This is a genomic window from Sphingobium anseongense (assembly GCF_037725245.1).
Classification (GTDB): domain Bacteria; phylum Pseudomonadota; class Alphaproteobacteria; order Sphingomonadales; family Sphingomonadaceae; genus Sphingobium.
Window position 1 is genome coordinate 13,178 of sequence record NZ_JBBJUL010000013.1, and the last position, 16,083, is coordinate 29,260.

The 16,083-nt window shown below is 63.4% G+C and carries 18 protein-coding genes and 1 tRNA gene; 9 read left to right on the plus strand and 10 right to left on the minus strand.

Annotated features, from left to right (window positions below; genetic code table 11):
• Nucleotides 1-65 precede the first annotated feature (65 nt).
• Genes WG908_RS14935 through WG908_RS14945 form a run of 3 tightly spaced genes read left to right on the plus strand, consistent with a single transcriptional unit; the run spans nt 66 to nt 1,644 of the window.
• The gene (locus WG908_RS14935) at nt 66-488 is read left to right on the plus strand and encodes a DUF350 domain-containing protein (RefSeq protein ID WP_340187310.1); all 423 of its coding nucleotides are present in this window, start codon (nt 66-68) and stop codon (nt 486-488) included.
• Between the two features lie 2 nt (nt 489-490).
• Nucleotides 491-1,315 carry a S1 family peptidase gene (locus WG908_RS14940; RefSeq protein WP_340187311.1) on the plus strand — a complete coding sequence of 275 codons (825 nt, stop codon included), beginning with the start codon at nt 491-493 and terminating at the stop codon, nt 1,313-1,315.
• 53 nt (nt 1,316-1,368) lie between these two features.
• Nucleotides 1,369-1,644 carry a DUF3297 family protein gene (locus tag WG908_RS14945; protein ID WP_340187312.1) on the plus strand — a complete coding sequence of 92 codons (276 nt, stop codon included), beginning with the start codon at nt 1,369-1,371 and terminating at the stop codon, nt 1,642-1,644.
• Nucleotides 1,645-1,654: 10 nt separating this feature from the next.
• Here WG908_RS14945 and WG908_RS14950 read toward each other — a convergent pair whose 3' ends face one another.
• Nucleotides 1,655-2,356 carry a VIT1/CCC1 transporter family protein gene (locus WG908_RS14950; protein WP_340187313.1) on the minus strand — a complete coding sequence of 234 codons (702 nt, stop codon included), beginning with the start codon at nt 2,354-2,356 and terminating at the stop codon, nt 1,655-1,657.
• A 346-nt stretch (nt 2,357-2,702) separates the two neighbouring features.
• A tRNA-Ser gene (locus tag WG908_RS14955) sits at nt 2,703-2,792 on the minus strand.
• 121 nt (nt 2,793-2,913) lie between these two features.
• Between WG908_RS14955 and hspQ the strand changes: the two genes are divergently transcribed.
• Nucleotides 2,914-3,285: a heat shock protein HspQ gene (gene hspQ / locus WG908_RS14960; protein WP_340187314.1), complete on the plus strand. Its 372-nt coding sequence runs from the start codon at nt 2,914-2,916 to the stop codon at nt 3,283-3,285.
• Nucleotides 3,286-3,378: 93 nt separating this feature from the next.
• Here the strand turns inward: hspQ and WG908_RS14965 are convergent, their stop codons facing one another.
• From WG908_RS14965 to WG908_RS14990, 6 genes are all read right to left on the minus strand, one after another.
• Nucleotides 3,379-3,789 carry a hypothetical protein gene (locus WG908_RS14965; protein WP_340187315.1) on the minus strand — a complete coding sequence of 137 codons (411 nt, stop codon included), beginning with the start codon at nt 3,787-3,789 and terminating at the stop codon, nt 3,379-3,381.
• 434 nt (nt 3,790-4,223) lie between these two features.
• On the minus strand, nt 4,224-5,459 hold the full coding sequence (locus tag WG908_RS14970; RefSeq protein ID WP_340187316.1) for a dipeptidase: 1,236 nt from the start codon (nt 5,457-5,459) through the stop codon (nt 4,224-4,226).
• Nucleotides 5,459-7,852 carry a TonB-dependent receptor gene (locus tag WG908_RS14975; protein WP_340187317.1) on the minus strand — a complete coding sequence of 798 codons (2,394 nt, stop codon included), beginning with the start codon at nt 7,850-7,852 and terminating at the stop codon, nt 5,459-5,461. The genes WG908_RS14970 and WG908_RS14975 overlap by 1 nt, the downstream gene beginning before the upstream one ends.
• A gap of 308 nt (nt 7,853-8,160) precedes the next feature.
• Nucleotides 8,161-8,934, minus strand: coding sequence for an enoyl-CoA hydratase (locus WG908_RS14980; protein ID WP_340187318.1), 774 nt, complete (start codon nt 8,932-8,934; stop codon nt 8,161-8,163).
• 172 nt (nt 8,935-9,106) lie between these two features.
• Nucleotides 9,107-9,772 carry a Ros/MucR family transcriptional regulator gene (locus tag WG908_RS14985; RefSeq protein WP_340187319.1) on the minus strand — a complete coding sequence of 222 codons (666 nt, stop codon included), beginning with the start codon at nt 9,770-9,772 and terminating at the stop codon, nt 9,107-9,109.
• A gap of 229 nt (nt 9,773-10,001) precedes the next feature.
• Entirely contained in the window at nt 10,002-10,799 is a 798-nt protein-coding gene (locus WG908_RS14990; protein WP_340187320.1) for an N-formylglutamate amidohydrolase, read from the minus strand.
• A gap of 16 nt (nt 10,800-10,815) precedes the next feature.
• On the opposite strand from WG908_RS14990, the gene WG908_RS14995 reads away from it, so the two are divergent.
• The 3 genes from WG908_RS14995 (at nt 10,816) to WG908_RS15005 (ending at nt 13,199) form a co-directional block, all read left to right on the plus strand.
• Complete coding sequence (locus WG908_RS14995) at nt 10,816-11,763, plus strand: transglutaminase family protein (protein ID WP_340187321.1); 948 nt, start codon at nt 10,816-10,818, stop codon at nt 11,761-11,763.
• Complete coding sequence (locus WG908_RS15000; RefSeq protein ID WP_340187322.1) at nt 11,757-12,608, plus strand: transglutaminase-like domain-containing protein; 852 nt, start codon at nt 11,757-11,759, stop codon at nt 12,606-12,608. Before WG908_RS14995 ends, WG908_RS15000 begins: the two co-directional genes overlap by 7 nt.
• A 210-nt stretch (nt 12,609-12,818) precedes the next feature.
• Complete coding sequence (locus tag WG908_RS15005) at nt 12,819-13,199, plus strand: limonene-1,2-epoxide hydrolase family protein (protein WP_340187323.1); 381 nt, start codon at nt 12,819-12,821, stop codon at nt 13,197-13,199.
• Nucleotides 13,200-13,481: 282 nt separating this feature from the next.
• Here WG908_RS15005 and WG908_RS15010 read toward each other — a convergent pair whose 3' ends face one another.
• Nucleotides 13,482-13,739: a hypothetical protein gene (locus WG908_RS15010; protein WP_340187324.1), complete on the minus strand. Its 258-nt coding sequence runs from the start codon at nt 13,737-13,739 to the stop codon at nt 13,482-13,484.
• Between the two features lie 6 nt (nt 13,740-13,745).
• On the opposite strand from WG908_RS15010, the gene WG908_RS15015 reads away from it, so the two are divergent.
• Together WG908_RS15015 and WG908_RS15020 are read left to right on the plus strand one after the other, a co-directional pair.
• Nucleotides 13,746-14,813: a serine hydrolase domain-containing protein gene (locus tag WG908_RS15015; RefSeq protein ID WP_340187325.1), complete on the plus strand. Its 1,068-nt coding sequence runs from the start codon at nt 13,746-13,748 to the stop codon at nt 14,811-14,813.
• Nucleotides 14,814-15,133: 320 nt separating this feature from the next.
• The gene (locus WG908_RS15020; protein ID WP_340187326.1) at nt 15,134-15,337 is read left to right on the plus strand and encodes a Clp protease/crotonase-like domain-containing protein; all 204 of its coding nucleotides are present in this window, start codon (nt 15,134-15,136) and stop codon (nt 15,335-15,337) included.
• An 85-nt stretch (nt 15,338-15,422) separates the two neighbouring features.
• On the opposite strand, the gene WG908_RS15025 is transcribed toward WG908_RS15020, so the two are convergent.
• Entirely contained in the window at nt 15,423-16,007 is a 585-nt protein-coding gene (locus WG908_RS15025; RefSeq protein ID WP_340187327.1) for a TetR/AcrR family transcriptional regulator, read from the minus strand.
• Nucleotides 16,008-16,083 lie beyond the last annotated feature (76 nt).

Sequence of the window (16,083 nt, forward strand, 5' to 3'; positions counted from 1 at the left end):
CGGACCGACCGGGCGGCCCGTCATCGCCGATTGAACCCGATCGCGTCCTGCGGCATGGAAGGGCCATGACCGATCCGATGCCCGTCATTCACAGCCTGCTCGCCGGGCTTCCGATCCTGCTGTTGCATCTGGCCACCGCGACGCTGGTGTGGCTGGCGGCGCTCACGCTCTATCTGTGGATCACGCCGCATGATGAATTCGCGCTGATCCGCGCGGGCAATCGCGCCGCCGCCATTTCGCTGGGCGGCGCGGCCATCGGCCTGGCGGTGCCGCTGGGCTTCTGCCTGGCCGCGTCGGTCAATGTGTGGGACGTCGTCATCTGGGGCAGCGTCACGCTGGTGCTCCAGCTGATCGCCTTTCGCGCGGTCGATTATGTGCTGGGCGCGCTGTCCCGCCGGATCGAGGAGGATGAGAGCGCCGCCGCGATCTTCCTGGCGATGATGAAGGCCGCCATCGCCTGCCTGACCGCCGCCGCCGTCGCGGGATAGCCATGGCCAGGCAAGGGTGCGGCTGCCTTCCCTTCATCCTCGGCGCACTGGTGCTGGCGGTCTGGTTCGGCGGCGGGCGATCGCCGCTCGTACCGCTGGAGGTCGAACAGTTCGACCCGCGATCGCCCCGGCGGCCCTTGCCGCAATGGGGCAATGAAAGCTTCGTGATCGAGGACCGGCCGGGCGGACCCGCCGACAGCATGGGCACCGCCTTTGCCGTCGATGGCGATGGCGCATGGCTGACCGCCGAACATGTCACTCATGGCTGCGCGCGCGTGGGGCTGGAAGACGATGGCTATGCCCGCCCCGTCAGCCGGGTGCTGGAAAGCCGCGAAAGCGACGCCGCGCTGATCCGCGACGGCATCGCGATTCGCGCGCGGCTGCCGCTGTCGGCGGCCATGCCGCCATCGGGATCGCGCGGCTATCATATGGGCTTTCCCGCCGGCGAGCCGACGCTGGTGACGTCCGAACTGATCGGCGCGGCCGATGCCCGGCGCGGCGGCGGCGGCAGGACGCAGCCTGTCCTGGCGTGGGCCGAACGCGCCCGGATCCCCGACGGCGACGGGCCGCTGAGCGGTATCAGCGGCGGACCGACCTTTACCGAAAGCGGGCATGTGGTCGGCATCAACAGCGCCTCGACCGACCGGCGCGGGCGGATATTGACCACCGACCCGGAGGCGATGACCCGGCTGGTCGTGGCCAGCGGCGCGGTGGACGAACGGGCCGTCGCCTATCCGTTCGCGGACATGGCCGATGCGATGCGGCGCTTTGCCGGATGGGTGGACGACGGGATGATCCGCCGCGTCTTCTGTGACGTGGACGATTGACGGTTGGCCGCCGCAAGGGCTAGGCGGCTGCACAGATCAACAGGATGCCAGCCATGAGCGATACGCCACCCGACCGCCTTTCGACCAACCCCAGCAGCCCCCATTTCGACATGGACACGCTGCAACGGGGCATCGGCATCCGCTTCAAGGACCGGGTGCGCACCGATGTCGAGGAATATTCGATTTCCGAAGGCTGGATCCGCGTCGCCGCCGGCAAGACCCGCGACCGCCACGGCAATCCGCTGACGATCAAGCTGAACGGCCCGGTTGAAGCCTGGTTCGAAAATCCGCCCGCCAACGCGGACGAGGGCGCCCAGGCCGACGACTGACGCCGGCCTGTCATATAACCGTTCCAAAGACGGAGCCGATCCCCGCGGTGAGCGCCATGGCGAGCGCTCCCCAAAATGTCACGCGCACAGTCGCCCGGACGATATTTGCGCCACCCGCATGCGCGCCCACTCCACCCAGCAACGCCAGAAATAACAGCGAAGCCATGGATACGCCCGCCACCAGATACGCGCGCGGCATGAGCAGGACCATCGCCAGCGGCATGGCCGCGCCCACTCCGAATGATGCCGCAGAGGCCAGCGCCGCCTGTATGGGTCGTGCGGCGGTGACATCCGAAATCCCCAGTTCGTCCCGCGCATGGGCCGCAAGCGCATCCTTTGCCATCAACTGGTCTGCGACCCGCCGCGCAAGCTCGGCATCCACGCCGCGACCGACATAGATGCGCGCCAGCTCCTCCTTTTCGAATTCGGGCTGACTGGCAAGCTCGGCCCGCTCGCGGGCGAGGTCCGCCTGTTCCGCATCGGACTGCGAACTGACCGAGACATATTCGCCCGCCGCCATCGACATCGCCCCCGCGACGAGGCCGGCGACCCCGGCAACAGCGATGTCGGAGGTGGCCGCCGATGCCGCGGCGACGCCGACGATCAGGCTGGCCGTCGAAACGATGCCGTCATTGGCCCCAAGAACGGCCGCGCGAAGCCAGCCGATGCGTGCGACGAGGTGGCTTTCGGGATGATGGTGAAGGCGGGACACCGGCAGTTCTCCTGATAAAGCGTAAGACCATGTTCGGGCCGATCGCCTGTCAGCGGCGATCGACCGAGGCGATCACCAGGATGGTTGACAAGGGACTCCATCCGCCGATGCACGCGCCGCCCGCTTTCGCGCTTTGCCATCCATAGCCGGGATGCACTGCAATGATATAAGGTGAGTCCACCGTGTCGACCGGGATATCATCAGGCGCTGGAACGCCGCCAGGTCAGCCACATTTCACCCAAGCCACAGAGCGATTTCAAGCGCATGACGACCACCGTTCACCGCCCGATACAGCGCTGATCCTGCGGCTTTGGGCGGCCATTGGCGATGTCGGTGAACGGGTAAGTGGCGGAGAGGCAGGGATTCGAACCCTGGGTACCCTCACGGGCACGCCGCATTTCGAGTGCGGTGCATTCGACCACTCTGCCACCTCTCCGCGAGGGTGCGAGCCGGAGCCGACCCGGTCGAGGGGCGGCCCTTAACCCATGACTGCAATCTTGCCAAGCGGGACAGCGTATTTTTCTTGTGCGCGCCCGCAACCATCCTACATTACAGGCATGACCAACGCGCTTTCCTCCATCGGCACCGGCGTCATTGCCCCGCCCATCGCCCACGCCCGATTCAACATCGGCGATGTCGTCCAGCACCGGATGTTCGGTTTTCGCGGCGTGATATTCGATATCGACCCGGTCTTCGCCAATAGCGAGGAGTGGTATGAGGCGATCCCGCAGGACGTCCGCCCCGACAAGGGCCAGCCCTTTTACCATCTGCTCGCCGAAAACGGCGAATCGAGCTATGTCGCCTATGTCAGCCAGCAGAACCTGATCGCCGACGACAGTGACGAGCCGGTCGATCATCCGGCCATCGCCGGCATGTTCGGCGGCTATGCCGACGGCAGATATCGCCTGCGCCCGCTGCATCGGCATTAATTAGGCCATTGCGACAGGTCATCCACGATCTGGAGCCTGTGCCGGGCCGTGTTCGGCGCCGCAGGATATGCATCCCGTCAAAAGTGCGATGCGCTAGGCTTTGCGCGCGGCCGCCTCGGCCGCTTCGGGGCTGATCGCGTCATCGAGCAGCCACAGCTCGGCGGCCTCCGACGACAGGAACAAGCCGACACGATCGTCGCTTCCCAGAACCCGGCGCGCTGCCAGCTTGGCAAGATTGGAAGCGACCACGAGCGCATAGCGATCCCCCGCCGCGCGCATCACCCGGTCGGGCGGATCGAAAAGCTGTGAAACATCGGGCGGCAGAATCGGCAGCCTGTGCGTATCCGCGAGCACCCGCACCCTGCCAAAGCGCGCAGCCGCAATTGACACCAGCCTGGCAAGATCGGCATTGAAGCGCTTGACGTCATCGACCGTCAGCATCGCACTATCGAGGTGCGTCGCCCTGACGATCTGATTCACCTCGTCAATCACCATCTCCGCCATGGCGTGTATCCCCTTCTCAATGTCGGGCTTGGCGGTGTCAATTTGCCCGCCAATTCCCGATGTCGGGTTCACATATGCCGATTTGGGAGTCAATCGCTACTATTATGCCCCGATGGGCGGTGAATGGCGAATAATCATTCGCTCGTCTTCAACAATGCACAAGGATATCAAGAACGAGTGCTCATTCCGTCATAATATTACTGGCCGTCATTAATTCTGACATTGCTTCGCCAACAGCCGGCAACTGACCGGGTCGCGGAGTTTTCCTGCATCGTCGCCCGGTGCGACGCCGTAACTACCAGCCGCGATCGACCAACCGCCGTCCGTCCGGTCGGCCAGCAAGGCGTTCCCCAGCAGACGCGGTCAGCCGACCGGTCGCCGGGCGGCCGGAGGGTCCTGTTTCGACATGCATATTCCGATATTCTCGCGCCCGCTCAGTTCTGCTTCCTGCCTTCCGCCGCCGCCAGCACGCGCAGGACGTTGCCCGACCAGATCTTCGCGACGTCCGCCTCGCTATAGCCCGCCTTGATCAGCGCGTCGGTGATCCGGGGCAGGTCCAGCACATCTTCCATCCCGGCAACGCCGCCGCCGCCATCCCAGTCGGCGCCGATGCCGACATGATCCGGCCCAACGACCTTCAGCGCGTGGAGCATATGCGCCATGAAGTCATCGAATGTCGCCCGGTCGGTTTCGGGATAGAGGCGGTCGATCTCCCGCCGCCTGGCCAGCAGCGCCTCGCGCTTTTCGGCCGACAGCTTCGCGCCTTCGCGCATCTCCCCGAACAGCGCGGTCATCGCCTTTTGCCGTTCCGGGTTGGGCTTGGCGGCCTTGAGATAGGCGCCATAAGCGTTCATCTGGATGACGCCGCCCTTCGCCGCCAGCGCCTTTAGATGCTGGTCGTCGATGTTGCGGGGATGATCATAGACCGCCTTGCATCCCGAATGGGTCAGCAGCACCGGCGTGGTGGAAAGCGCCAGCAGATCGTCGAGCACCTGATCGGAACTGTGCGAGGCATCGGGCACGATGCCCAGCCGGTTCATTTCCTTGAGCAGTTCCTTGCCGAGCGGGCTGAGCCCGCCATAGCGCGGCTTTTTCGACGGATCGGTCGAACTGTCGGCGAACTGGTTGTGCGCGAAATGGGCAAAGCCCACGACGCGCACGCCCATGGCGTGGAACGTCTGGAGCAGCGATATGTCCTCACCCAGCGGATAGGCGTTTTCCATCGACATGTAGACGACGCGCTTGCCCGCCGCGGCGATGGGCGCGGCGTCCGCGGCTTCGAGAGCGAGCGCGAAATTGGCGGGGTCCGCCGCCACCATGTTGCGGATGGACAGCCCGCGCAGGATCGCGAAGTCGCGCGCCTTGGCAAAGCCGTCGATCGTCAGCGGTCCCTGCGCCGTGTAAATCGCCCAGAAGCCGCCATCCAGCCCCCCCTTCTTCATGCGGGGCAGGTCGACCTGGGTATAATCCAAATGCACGCCATGTTCTTCGTCGATCGACCAGCCCGGCAGGTCGAGCGAGGCAGGCGTGTCGAGATGGCTGTCGAGCGTGAGCAAATTCTGGTGCAGCCGCTGGACCGCCCTGGGCACGGCCTGGCCCTGCGCCTGCGCCACCGGCGGGAGCAGCGCCACCATAGCCGCCCCCGCGCCCGCCATCATCTTGCCTAGCATCAAATCTCACCCGAAATCGTGAACTGGAAGGTGCGCGGCGACAGCGGCCGGAAGAAGCCGTCGCCGGTTACCGACGGGAACATGAAGGATAGCGTGTCCTTGTCAAACAGGTTGTCGACGTTGAACCGCGCCTTCAAGCTCTTGACCGGCCCCAGGCTGAACCCGTCGCCGATATCGACATAGGCGCTGACCAGGGTGAATCCCGGCACGCTGGACCCTGGCGTGTTGGTGAAGGTGGACCAGCGGCTGCTGGTATATTTGGCGGAGATATTGCCCACCAGCCAGCTTGCCGGCTCGATGGTCACGCCGCCGTTGATGATCCATTTGGCACTGTCGGGGATGAATTTGCCGTCGGTGGCGAAGGTCACCGTGCTGGTGACGATGTCGTCCTTGAACTTGGCGATATTATAGGTGGCGTTGAGGTTGAAATAGGCCAGCCCGTTCAGCGCCGACGGCCGGAACGTGCCGCTGAATTCGAGGCCATAGGCCGACACCCGGCCCACATTGCGAAAGAATGTTTCGGTCACATTGGTCGTGCCGGGCAGGATCGTGCTGATCGACTGGATGCGGTTCTTGAACTTTGTGTAATAGCCGGCCAGCGACGCATAGAATTGCCCCTGGTCGGTGCGGATGCCCAGCTCGAAATTCTGCGACCGTTCGGGCGCGGGCGCGGGGACCACCGCCGGGCTGCTGTTCAGCGCGACCGAGAAGATGTCATCCATGCCCTTGGGGAGCGCCATGTTTTCGGCATAGGATGCGAACATCTGCGTCTGATTGTCGAACTTGTAGAGTATTCCGGCCATCGGCAGGAAGCCGTCGCCATAGCTGGCGTTGTTGGTCTTGGGACCCCAGCCGGCGACCCAGACGGGCGCAAGCGCGGTTCCGGCGTTGCGATAATAATCGTTGAAGTCGCGATAGCCGGTCTGGCGATAGTCGATATGCAGCGCCTTGACCCCAAGGTCGACGATCAGGCTGTCGTCCATCAGCGAGACGCGGTCCTTTATGAACGCCTGCGTCGTGTTGCGTTCCGATTTGTAGGCGCGGCGCAGATAGACCGGCTCGTCCAGATCGGGCGCGCTGGCGGGCGACCCGTCGATGGTGTTGAAACGCGCCTGGGTGCGGCTGTAGCTGTCGGTTTCGGCCCAGACGCCAGCCTCCAGGCTATGGGCGCCTATTTCCCAGTGCAGCTTCGTCGTCAGGCCATAACGGTCGCCGCCCACGGTCGACAGCCCATATTGCGTCCCCCTGGGCGCGAACAGCGCGAGACCGGCTGCGGTTTGCCGGTTATATTGCAGCAGGCTGTTGCTGTAGCTGTCAGGCGAAACGCCATAGCCGCCCTTGTCCTCATAATAGGCCGTGGCCTCCGCCCACACGCCATCGGCGATGCCGGCATGGACCGTGCCGCCATACAGCTTGTCATCGCGCACGTTGAGGGCGAGGTTGTAGGTGTAGGTGTAGTTGGTGTTGGAAAAGGCCGGGGCCCCTGCGACCGGCTCGAAACCCGGCGTGCTGTTGGGTACGACAGCGATATATCCGCGGTTCCGCCCGGTTTTTCCGCCCGCATCGGGCGTGGACGACAAATATTGCGCGCGGCCCAGCGAGGGTGAATCATAGTCGAAAAATTTGTTCGACACGAATTTGAAGCGCGCCCAGCTGTCCCCGCCCAGATCGGCATGAACCATGGCTTCCCAATGTTCGCGATCGACCGAACCGGCGCCGCGCCACAGATCGGTGTCCAGCTTGGTCCGGCTGACAAAGGCGCGGAACGGGCCGACCTGCCCGGTGCTGGCGCGGATGAACGTGCGCTTCAAATCATTTTCGCCAAAGCTCTGCCCCACGAACAGGCCCATCTCCTCCTGCGGTGCGATGCTGTTATACTGCACCATCGGACCAAGGGTGGAGTAGCTCGGCAGGCTGACATCGCCTGCGCCGACCGCGGCTTCCACCACGCCCAGATTTTCATTGTCGACATAGCGGAACACCGGGCTGCCGCCGAATGCATCGCTGCGGCCTGTGGGAATGCCGTCGACCAGGAACCCGATCTGGTCCAGGTTGAAGGCGCGCACCTGAACGCTGTTGCCAAATTCGTAAAGGCCAAGCGCGCCGTCGGTCTGGACGTTGAAGCCAGGCAATTGTTCCAGCATCTTGAGGCCCGAAATGCCCGACGGTGCGGAAAGCAACGCCTCACGCGTCACGGCCACGACATTGCTGATCTTGTCCTCGCCGATCGCTTCGGACGACTGGGATATGCGCCGACCGGTGACGGTGATGCTGATCTCCTCGTCCACCGCCGGCTCTTGTGCAAGGACGGCGCAGGACATCGAGGCGATGCCGCAGGACAGCAGCAGGGCGGCGCGAGAGCCGCGGCGGACGGCGGACGAAATCGGATGCATGAAGGACTCCCTGTCTGGCCTTGAGGATGGCGTCATGTTTGCGCTTCAGCACAGCTCGCCTGCCCCCTTCAGGCAGAAGCCTCCCCCTCCTCCATCGGCCGACGGAACCGGCGCATGATGGCCCGCCCGGTCGAAAATGTTTCTGCGTTTTCTTATGAAACGAAATGGTCGCGAAGGACCGCCATGGCCGGCTTGAAAAAAAGGCGGCCGCCTGCGTCGCAAGCCGGTCCAGGTCCGCTTGCCTTATGCACGGGATGACCGAGGATCAGGCCGGTCAAAGAGTGAAAGGATCGGCGTTCCTGTGCGACCTAGCCCTTTGCGGGTCGAATGAAGCGGGGTGCGCGCTTCTCGAAAAATGCCGTTGCCGCCTCGGCGAATTCCGATCCGTTCAGCGCCTCGGCGAAAATCGCCCCTTCATGGCCGATGATCGCCTCGATCTCCTGAGTATCGGGAATGATCATGGCTCTGGTCCGGGCCAGCGCATGAGGCGGCTTTTCCATCAGCCGCCGGGCATATGTCCGCGCGAGGGCGTTCACCTGTTCGTCATCGACCACTTGCGACACCATGCCGCAGGCCAGTGCCGTGTCCGCATCGAAGGGATCCCCCAGAAGGAAATGGCGAGCGGCGCGCTGGCGGCCCAGCATGGCGGGCAGCAACCGCGAACTGGCGAATTCGGGCACGAGTCCGAGATTGACGAACGGGACCACGAAGCTGGCGCTGCTGCCGGCGACGACCAGGTCGCAATGCAGCAGCAAGGTCGTGCCGATGCCCACGGCCGAACCGATGACGCCGGCGACGACGACCTTGGTGGACCGCACCATCGCGCGCATGAAGACGAATGGCGGACTGTCGCTGCCTGTGGGCGGATTGGTCTGGAAATCGACCAGATCGTTACCGGCGGTAAAGACGCTGTCGCCACCCAGGATCACGATCACGCCTATGGCCGGGTCGCGTTCCGCGCCTTCGAACGCCGCAGCCAGCGCCTCGTACATCTCGGCTGTGATGGCATTTTTGCGCTCCGGCCGGGACAGGATGATTTCCAGCACGCCATTGTCGACATTCGTCTTGATGAATTCGGACATCGTGTCTCCTGAAGTCCCGTGCCGGCGCACCGTATATCCTGACACGGCTTCGCGACCTGTCAAACACTCCATGCCTTAGCATCGAGCCTTTAATCATGACCGCTGGGCCTTGGCCGATCGCTTCGCTCAGCCCGAACGGAAGTCAGGAGATGCCGATTATTCGCACAATGTCCTAGACGTCAGGGGCGACGATCTTCAGCTTGGGACGCCCCCGGCGCGGCTTGTCGACCGATGGCGCCGATGGCCTGGCCGCCTCCTTCGACCGTGACGTGCGCTGCCCCTTCCGTTCGGCCTTGGCTGCGGCCGGCGACGGCGCCGCCTTCTTCTGCGGCGCTTCGCCTGAACCGGGCGCGGCCGCCTTGGCAGCGCCGCCACCGCGCGCTTTTCCGCCGGACTTTTCCTTTACGGCCGGCGCCGGGCTGGAAGCGACCGGCGCGGGGCGGCGGCCAAGGCCGATACGGGCGGCGGCGGCGCGGCGCAGGTCCGAATAGGATGGCGCAACCATGGGATAGTTGGACGGCAATTTATACCGTTCCTTATATTCGGCTTCTGTAAGGCCATGCGACGTGATGTGGCGCTTGAGCGTCTTGTAGGGCTTCCCGTCTATCATGCTGACAAGATAGTCGCGGCTGGCCAAACTTTTCTTGACGCTGACCGCCGGAACATATTGCTGTACTTCGGGCGTGGGCGACGATCCCGTCAAGGTCGCGGCCAGGGCAGCATGTGTCGCTTCGATCAACTTCGCCAAATCTTCGCTGGGAATGCTGTTATTGGTCACATAGGCCGCGAGCAGATCGACGGTCAGGGTGGTCAGGTCTGGCTTTACGACATCGGACATGATTTGAACTTTCAAACTGAAGGAGGGAGAGAAGGGACAGCATTGCCGCAAGCAATATCGCTTCTTCTTCTATCAGGACACGCCATTATGCAAGTGAGCTTTTGGGGTTTCGCCCAGGACGATGGTGTGGCAGCCGATACATTTGATCTTTGCATCGGCACTTTACGGTACAATGGATGACCGGCGATGAATATCATAGTCGGCCGCAAGACAATTGTTCGACCAACTGTCAAACATCCTGCCGATCCAGGGCATTTCGCAGAGCGATGGCCAACTGACCGGACCATTTTACCTGCCCTGCCCTGTCGCTGATTAGGTCCTGCCGCAATTCGATTTCCGCATAGGGCAGACCCGCGGCGATCGCGTGCCGGGGAACGCTGTAATCGGTCGCATCCATGCGATAGGGCTGGTTGTCGCCGACGCACAGCCCCGGCACCGCGCGCAATTGCGCAAGCAGCGCGAGGGCAAAGCGCCTGTCCCCGGTCCAGTGGAGGACGCCAACGTCCCAGGGGCGGCGGACTCCCCCCAAAGCAGGCGTAAAGCTGTGCAGCGCGATGAACAGGGCTGGCCTGGCCGCCGCCGCGCGGGCAGCGACCATCCGAGCGATCGCATCATGATAGGGCGCATGGATCGCCGCGACCCGATCGGCCAGGCCTTCCTGGTCCATCCCTTCATTGCCGGGGATGACCGTGCCGTCGGAAATCACGGGCACTGCCTCTGGCGAAGCCGGGTCGCGATTGCAGTCGATCACCAGCCGCGAATAGGCCTGCGACACGAAGGGCGCATCGAGCCGGTCGGCCAGCATCCGGCCCAGCGGCCCAATGCCGATGTCCCAGCCGATATGCCGGTCCCGCTCCGTGCGCGGCAACCCCAGATCGCCAAGGCGCGCGGGAACATGATTTCCGGCATGATCCCCGGTCAGCAGGAACGCCGACCGACCCGCTGCGTTATGCAGCAGGACAGGATCGGGATCATCTGTCCCGAGCATGTTTTCGCCCGTTCCCATATGCTGCTGCACTATCTTCATATCGGATCAACGCTTCATGCCCCTGCTTCGGGTCCGCCATCTTACCGAATACAGCTATCGACAGCCGGTATCCTTCGGTGAACATCGCATCATGATGCGTCCGCGCGAAAGTTTCGACCAGCGACTTGTCGAGGCACGGCTGACTGTAGTCCCCGAACCGCGCGAATTGCGCTGGTTGCACGATGTGTTCGGCAATTCGGTGGCGATCGCGCAGTTCGACAGGCGCGCGACGGCGCTGACGGTGGAAAGCGAGGTGGTGCTGCACCACGCGCCGCTGGCGCAGGCGCAGGTCGATGTCGAGGATTATGCCCGGCTGTTCCCCTTCACCTATTCGTCGGAGGACATGCCCGACCTGCTCCGGTCGATCGAGCGCCAGCATCACGATCCCGGCCGGGTGGTCGACAACTGGGCGCGCGCCTTCGTGCGCGATGATGGCGCGACCGACACGGTCGGATTGCTCACCGATATCGCGACCCGGATCAAGCATGACTTCACCTATGTCGCGCGTCACGAAAAGGGCACGCAAACGCCGATAGAGACGCTGGACAAGCGGCAGGGGACCTGTCGCGATTTCGCGGTGCTGATGATCGAGGCGGTGCGGGCGCTGGGCTTCGCCGCCCGCTTCATTTCGGGCTATGTCTATAACCCCTCGCGCGAGACAGGCAATCTGGGCGGCGGCAACACCCATGCGTGGGTAAGGATTTTCCTGCCCGGATCGGGATGGGTCGAATTCGATCCGACCAACGGCATTATCGGCAATCGCGGCCTCATCCGCGTCGCCGTCGCACGCGATCCCTATCAGGCCATTCCCCTGTCGGGCACCTGGGCCGGCTTCCCCCGCAGCTTTCTGGGCATGCGGGTCGAAGTCGATGTCAGTGCCGCGACCGGGCCGCTTCCCCTCCCCGATCAAGGGGCCGTCAACAGCCGCATTGCCGGCACAAGCAGAAAGTCTCATCGATGCTGATACGCGCGGGCTATTCGATCCGTTTCGATGCCAATATTCCGACGCCGATGCTGGCGTTGCTGAGCATTCATCCCTCGCGGCACAAGGATTTGCAGACGCCGCAGCGGATCGAGGCGTCCCCGGATGTCCCGCTCTACAATTATGAGGATGGCTTCGGCAATATCTGCACCAGGCTGACGGCGCCTGCGGGCGGCGTCACGCTGTCGTGTGATTTCGTGATCGAGGATAATGGCGAAGCGGACGCACGGGCGCCCGATGGCCCCCAGATGCCGGTCGAGGCGCTGCCCGACGATATCCTGCAATATCTGCTGGGCAGCCGCTATTGCGAAACCGACCGGCTGATGGATGTCGCATGGAGCCAGTTCGGCCATATAATGTCGGCGCGCGATCGGGTGGAAGCGATCGTCGACTTCACCCATCAGCATATCGAGTTCGGCTATCATCATGCGCGACCCGACAAGACCGCGTGGAACGGCTATCAGGAACGTCAGGGCGTATGCCGCGATTTCGCCCATCTGGCGATCACGCTGTGCCGCTGCATGAACATACCTGCGCGCTATTGCACCGGCTATCTCGGCGATATCGGCGTGCCGGCGGTCGACGCGCCGATGGATTTCAGCGCCTGGTTCGACGTTTATATCGACGGCGGCTGGTACATATATGACGCGCGCCATAATCGCCCGCGGATCGGCCGCATCCTGATGGCGCGGGGACGCGATGCGACCGATACGGCGCTGACCACGGCGTTCGGGTCAGCGCCGCTCATCGGTTTCGACGTGCATACCGATGAGGTCCAGTCGATCGATTGGGACAGTATGCAACGGGGCCTTTACCCGCATGACTGATCCGCAACCGGCTGCGCGCCTGTGGCGATCAGAGCGCACGACGATGTGGCCGCGCCGCTTTCGACCAACCCGAATTCGCCCCTGAGTTGCATATGGACAATTCTTTAATTGCCCGCACAATCATGCAAGGAACGACGCCGTGGAAGGCAAGCGCGCATTGTTGCAACGGCGCGCGCGATGGTGAAGCGGGACATGGGAGAGCGAAAGCATATGGCACAGAATATCGAGATCGTCCGTGACTTCATCGCGCTCTGGAGCGCGCGCGATCTGGAAGCGATCCTGGCGGCCATGGCCCCCGATTGCGTCTATCACAACATGCCCTGGGACCCGCTCGTCGGGCATGACGCTATCCGGCAGGGCCTGGCGATATTCATCGGCGACGCGGCGGAAATCGACTGGCGCGTCTATCATATGGCGCAAGGCGCCGACGGCGCGGTCATGACCGAAAGACTGGACCGCTTCTTGATAAAGGGCAAATGGCTGGAATTCCCGGTCATGGGCATATTCGAGCTGCGCGACGGATTGATCACCCACTGGCGGGATTATTTCGATTCGGCCCAGGTCGCGGCCGCCATGGCGACGGTCGCGTAACGGGCCGCCCCCGGCGCAAATGTGCGGGATGTCGATCCGTTCGCCCCAGGACGGGCCTGGCGGTCGTGCGCCCGTGCATCACGCGCATGATTGGAAAGAGGAACAGGCCTGATATGCGGTCGGCTGAAGGCAGGGGTGACGCGCCTGCCGCCATGCCGAATTGGACAGCATGGTGGGTCGCGTGGGTCCGTTGGATGGTAGCTGCCATTCTTGTCGCTGGCCCAATCGCAACCTCGCCGATAGGATGACGCCAGACCCTAAGATGGCGCCCCCCAAGTGACTTCAGTGGGTCCTGAAATGTGAAGAACAAAACTGAGGAGAAAGAATATGGGATCGGGTTTTCTGTCCCGCCGGGATATCATCGCCGGCGCAGCCGGGCTGCCGCTGGCCGGTGCGGCCATGGCCGCTCAGCCGGCCGAAGGCGCCGCAGGCAACCGGAGCCTGCGCAGCACGGTCCATGGCACCGTTGCGCCAGGATATGAGCCTGTCCGCGCCGCTTTCGAGGAGAATTTCGCGTCGGGCAAGGAGCTTGGCGCCCATTTCGCCGTGTATCGGGACGGCGTGCCCCTGGTCGACCTGTGGGGCGGCAGCACAGACGAAGCCGGGACGATTCCGATTGCCCAGAATACGCTCTACACGCTCATGTCGACCACGAAGGGCCTCACCTCGATGTGCATCGCGATGTTGGTGGACAGGGGAAAGCTCGACTACGAAGCCCCCGTGGCGACCTACTGGCCGGAATTCGCCGCGGCGGGTAAGGGCGCAGTCACCGTCGGGGAACTCATGTCTCACCAGGCCGGACTCACGGGGCCCCGCGATCCGGCTACGGTTGAGGATTTCTATGAACACAAGGCGCTTGCCGCCAGGCTCGCCGCGCAGGAACCGTTTTTCCGACCGGGCGTCTTTGGCTATCATTCGTTGACCTTTGGAACGCTTGCGGATGAGCTTGTCCGGCGAACCGATGGCCGAACGGTCAGCCGTTTCTTCGCCGAGGAAATTGCGTCCAAACTTGGCATCGATGCCTTCATGGGTCTTCCAGCCGAGGAAGAGCGTCGCGCCGCCACGATGGTGTCGGCGATGGATCCCAACGGTCTGGGTTTTGACTCTCCCAATCCGGCGGCATTGGCAGCGTCGGCCATTACAGGCTCAAGCCTCTGGGGGCCAGATCAGGCGAAAGGTCGTGGGCATGGGATTCCTGGTGCGGGCGGCACGTCAAATGCCCGCAACCTCGCCAGGCTGTACGCCCATCTCGTTCGGGCCGACCAGCCGGGCGTTACGCCTCTGATCAGCCAGGCGACGCTGCAACAGGCCATCCGCGCACGCATCGCCGGCGTGAATCAGACACATGGCGAGCTGGGCCGATACGCGGCAGGATTTCGCCTCGATCAAACCAGGTTCGGATCCAACCCGGACTCCTTTGGTCATTGCGGGTTCGGGGGCAGCACGGCATTCGCCGATCCGGCGCGCCGCCTGGGCGTTTCCTATACCCCTAATCGAATGCTCAACCCCAACTGGTACGGGACTGATCCGCGGCTGACCGCCCTTCTGAACGCACTCTTTGCGGTGGAGAAAACGAAAAAGGCGGCGCTCGCAATGTCCTGGATGCCACGATAAAGATCGGCACGTGTTCGGCCTGATTATCGCGGGCCCTGGCAGGCGGCGGAAGAAGGCGATGGCGAGTGGATATTGCCATGCGCGGATTCCGCGCGCGTGCCTCACTTCGTCGACACGGTGTTGCGATCGCATTCACCCCTGCCGCATATGTGGCGCATCGCCATTCGCCCCAAGCTGTAACGGCTGCCCGCGCTCCGTCCGTCGCCCGATCATCCAGGGCGGCGGTTCGTTCCGCATCTCGCGATCCATGCGCTCGATCATTTGCGCGGCGCGCCATAGGCTATATCGCAAGGCCGGGGCCGGCCCGCGGGGGAAAGCGCATGAATTTCGGCCATTACAAGCTGTTGGACAAATCGGCCATTCGCTACACCAAGTCGGTGACCAACATTGCGCTGCGCCAGCTGTTCAGTTCGGTCTTCGAAGCCGGCGTCGCTTATGAAGGCGTGACGCTGTCGACGTCCGATTTCGGCGAAGCCGTGCAGGCCGTGACGGAAAAGCGCCGGCCCCGCTTCGCGGGCAAATGAGCGGGGCGTTTTGCATGGGCCAGCCGACGATGACAGCCATCGCCTGCCGCGCGCCTGCCATTATCCGCCCGGCACGAGCCTGTGTTCAGGATGGGGCGGCAGCGGATTTGGAAGGCAAGAGGCCCGACTTGCGATAGCTGTCGATCACGCCGTCGTAGAACGCGATGTCCGACCGACTTCTGGCCATGAGCTGCGCTCCGGCGATGGCGGAGAAGATGGCGCGCGCCCTCGCTACGCTTTCTTCGGCGGTGGCCAGCGATGCTGCCGACAATTGCCGGCCGATCCACGCCACATTGACATCGGTAAAGGCCTGAACCTCCTTCTTCACGGCGTCCGGCAGAGCGTCATATTCGGCTGACATGAAGCCGACGAGGCACATGCGATTTTCGTTTTCGAGAGCCTGGCGGAACATGTCGGGATAGAGGCGCAGGCTCGCGACGGGATCGTGCATCTCGACCGACAACGCTTCCAGAGCCGTTTCGCTGTCCTCGCGATATCGCCTGGCCACCGCTGCGCCAAGGTCAGCCTTGCTCGGGAAATAATAGTGGATGCTCGCCGCCTTGATCCCGACGTCCGCCGCAAGATCACGGAAATTCAATCCGCCATAGCCTCGTGCCTGCGCGGTGCGCCGTGCCGCCGCCAGGATAAGCTCCTTGGTGTTCGCATTCATTTCCGACAGCCTCGCTGAACCCGTTGCCTGCCAAATGGCAGATAGCTGTTGACGCTGCAATCATGCCGGTCCTAGA

Coding starts and splice junctions, on each gene's coding strand:
- WG908_RS14965 (WP_340187315.1), bottom strand. CDS start 3,789: ATGGCGGAGATGGTGATTGACGAGGTGAATCAGATCGTCAGGGCGACG.
- WG908_RS15020 (WP_340187326.1), top strand. CDS start 15,134: ATGAATTTCGGCCATTACAAGCTGTTGGACAAATCGGCCATTCGCTAC.
- WG908_RS15025 (WP_340187327.1), bottom strand. CDS start 16,007: ATGAATGCGAACACCAAGGAGCTTATCCTGGCGGCGGCACGGCGCACC.
- WG908_RS14945 (WP_340187312.1), top strand. CDS start 1,369: ATGAGCGATACGCCACCCGACCGCCTTTCGACCAACCCCAGCAGCCCC.
- WG908_RS14985 (WP_340187319.1), bottom strand. CDS start 9,772: ATGTCCGATGTCGTAAAGCCAGACCTGACCACCCTGACCGTCGATCTG.
- WG908_RS15005 (WP_340187323.1), top strand. CDS start 12,819: ATGGCACAGAATATCGAGATCGTCCGTGACTTCATCGCGCTCTGGAGC.
- WG908_RS15010 (WP_340187324.1), bottom strand. CDS start 13,739: ATGGGCGCCAAGCTCCTTGCCCGACGCGAAATTCTCCTCGAAAGCGGC.
- WG908_RS14990 (WP_340187320.1), bottom strand. CDS start 10,799: ATGAAGATAGTGCAGCAGCATATGGGAACGGGCGAAAACATGCTCGGG.
- WG908_RS14995 (WP_340187321.1), top strand. CDS start 10,816: ATGCCCCTGCTTCGGGTCCGCCATCTTACCGAATACAGCTATCGACAG.
- WG908_RS14935 (WP_340187310.1), top strand. CDS start 66: ATGACCGATCCGATGCCCGTCATTCACAGCCTGCTCGCCGGGCTTCCG.
- WG908_RS15000 (WP_340187322.1), top strand. CDS start 11,757: ATGCTGATACGCGCGGGCTATTCGATCCGTTTCGATGCCAATATTCCG.
- WG908_RS14975 (WP_340187317.1), bottom strand. CDS start 7,852: ATGCATCCGATTTCGTCCGCCGTCCGCCGCGGCTCTCGCGCCGCCCTG.
- WG908_RS14940 (WP_340187311.1), top strand. CDS start 491: ATGGCCAGGCAAGGGTGCGGCTGCCTTCCCTTCATCCTCGGCGCACTG.
- WG908_RS14970 (WP_340187316.1), bottom strand. CDS start 5,459: ATGCTAGGCAAGATGATGGCGGGCGCGGGGGCGGCTATGGTGGCGCTG.
- hspQ (WP_340187314.1), top strand. CDS start 2,914: ATGACCAACGCGCTTTCCTCCATCGGCACCGGCGTCATTGCCCCGCCC.
- WG908_RS14980 (WP_340187318.1), bottom strand. CDS start 8,934: ATGTCCGAATTCATCAAGACGAATGTCGACAATGGCGTGCTGGAAATC.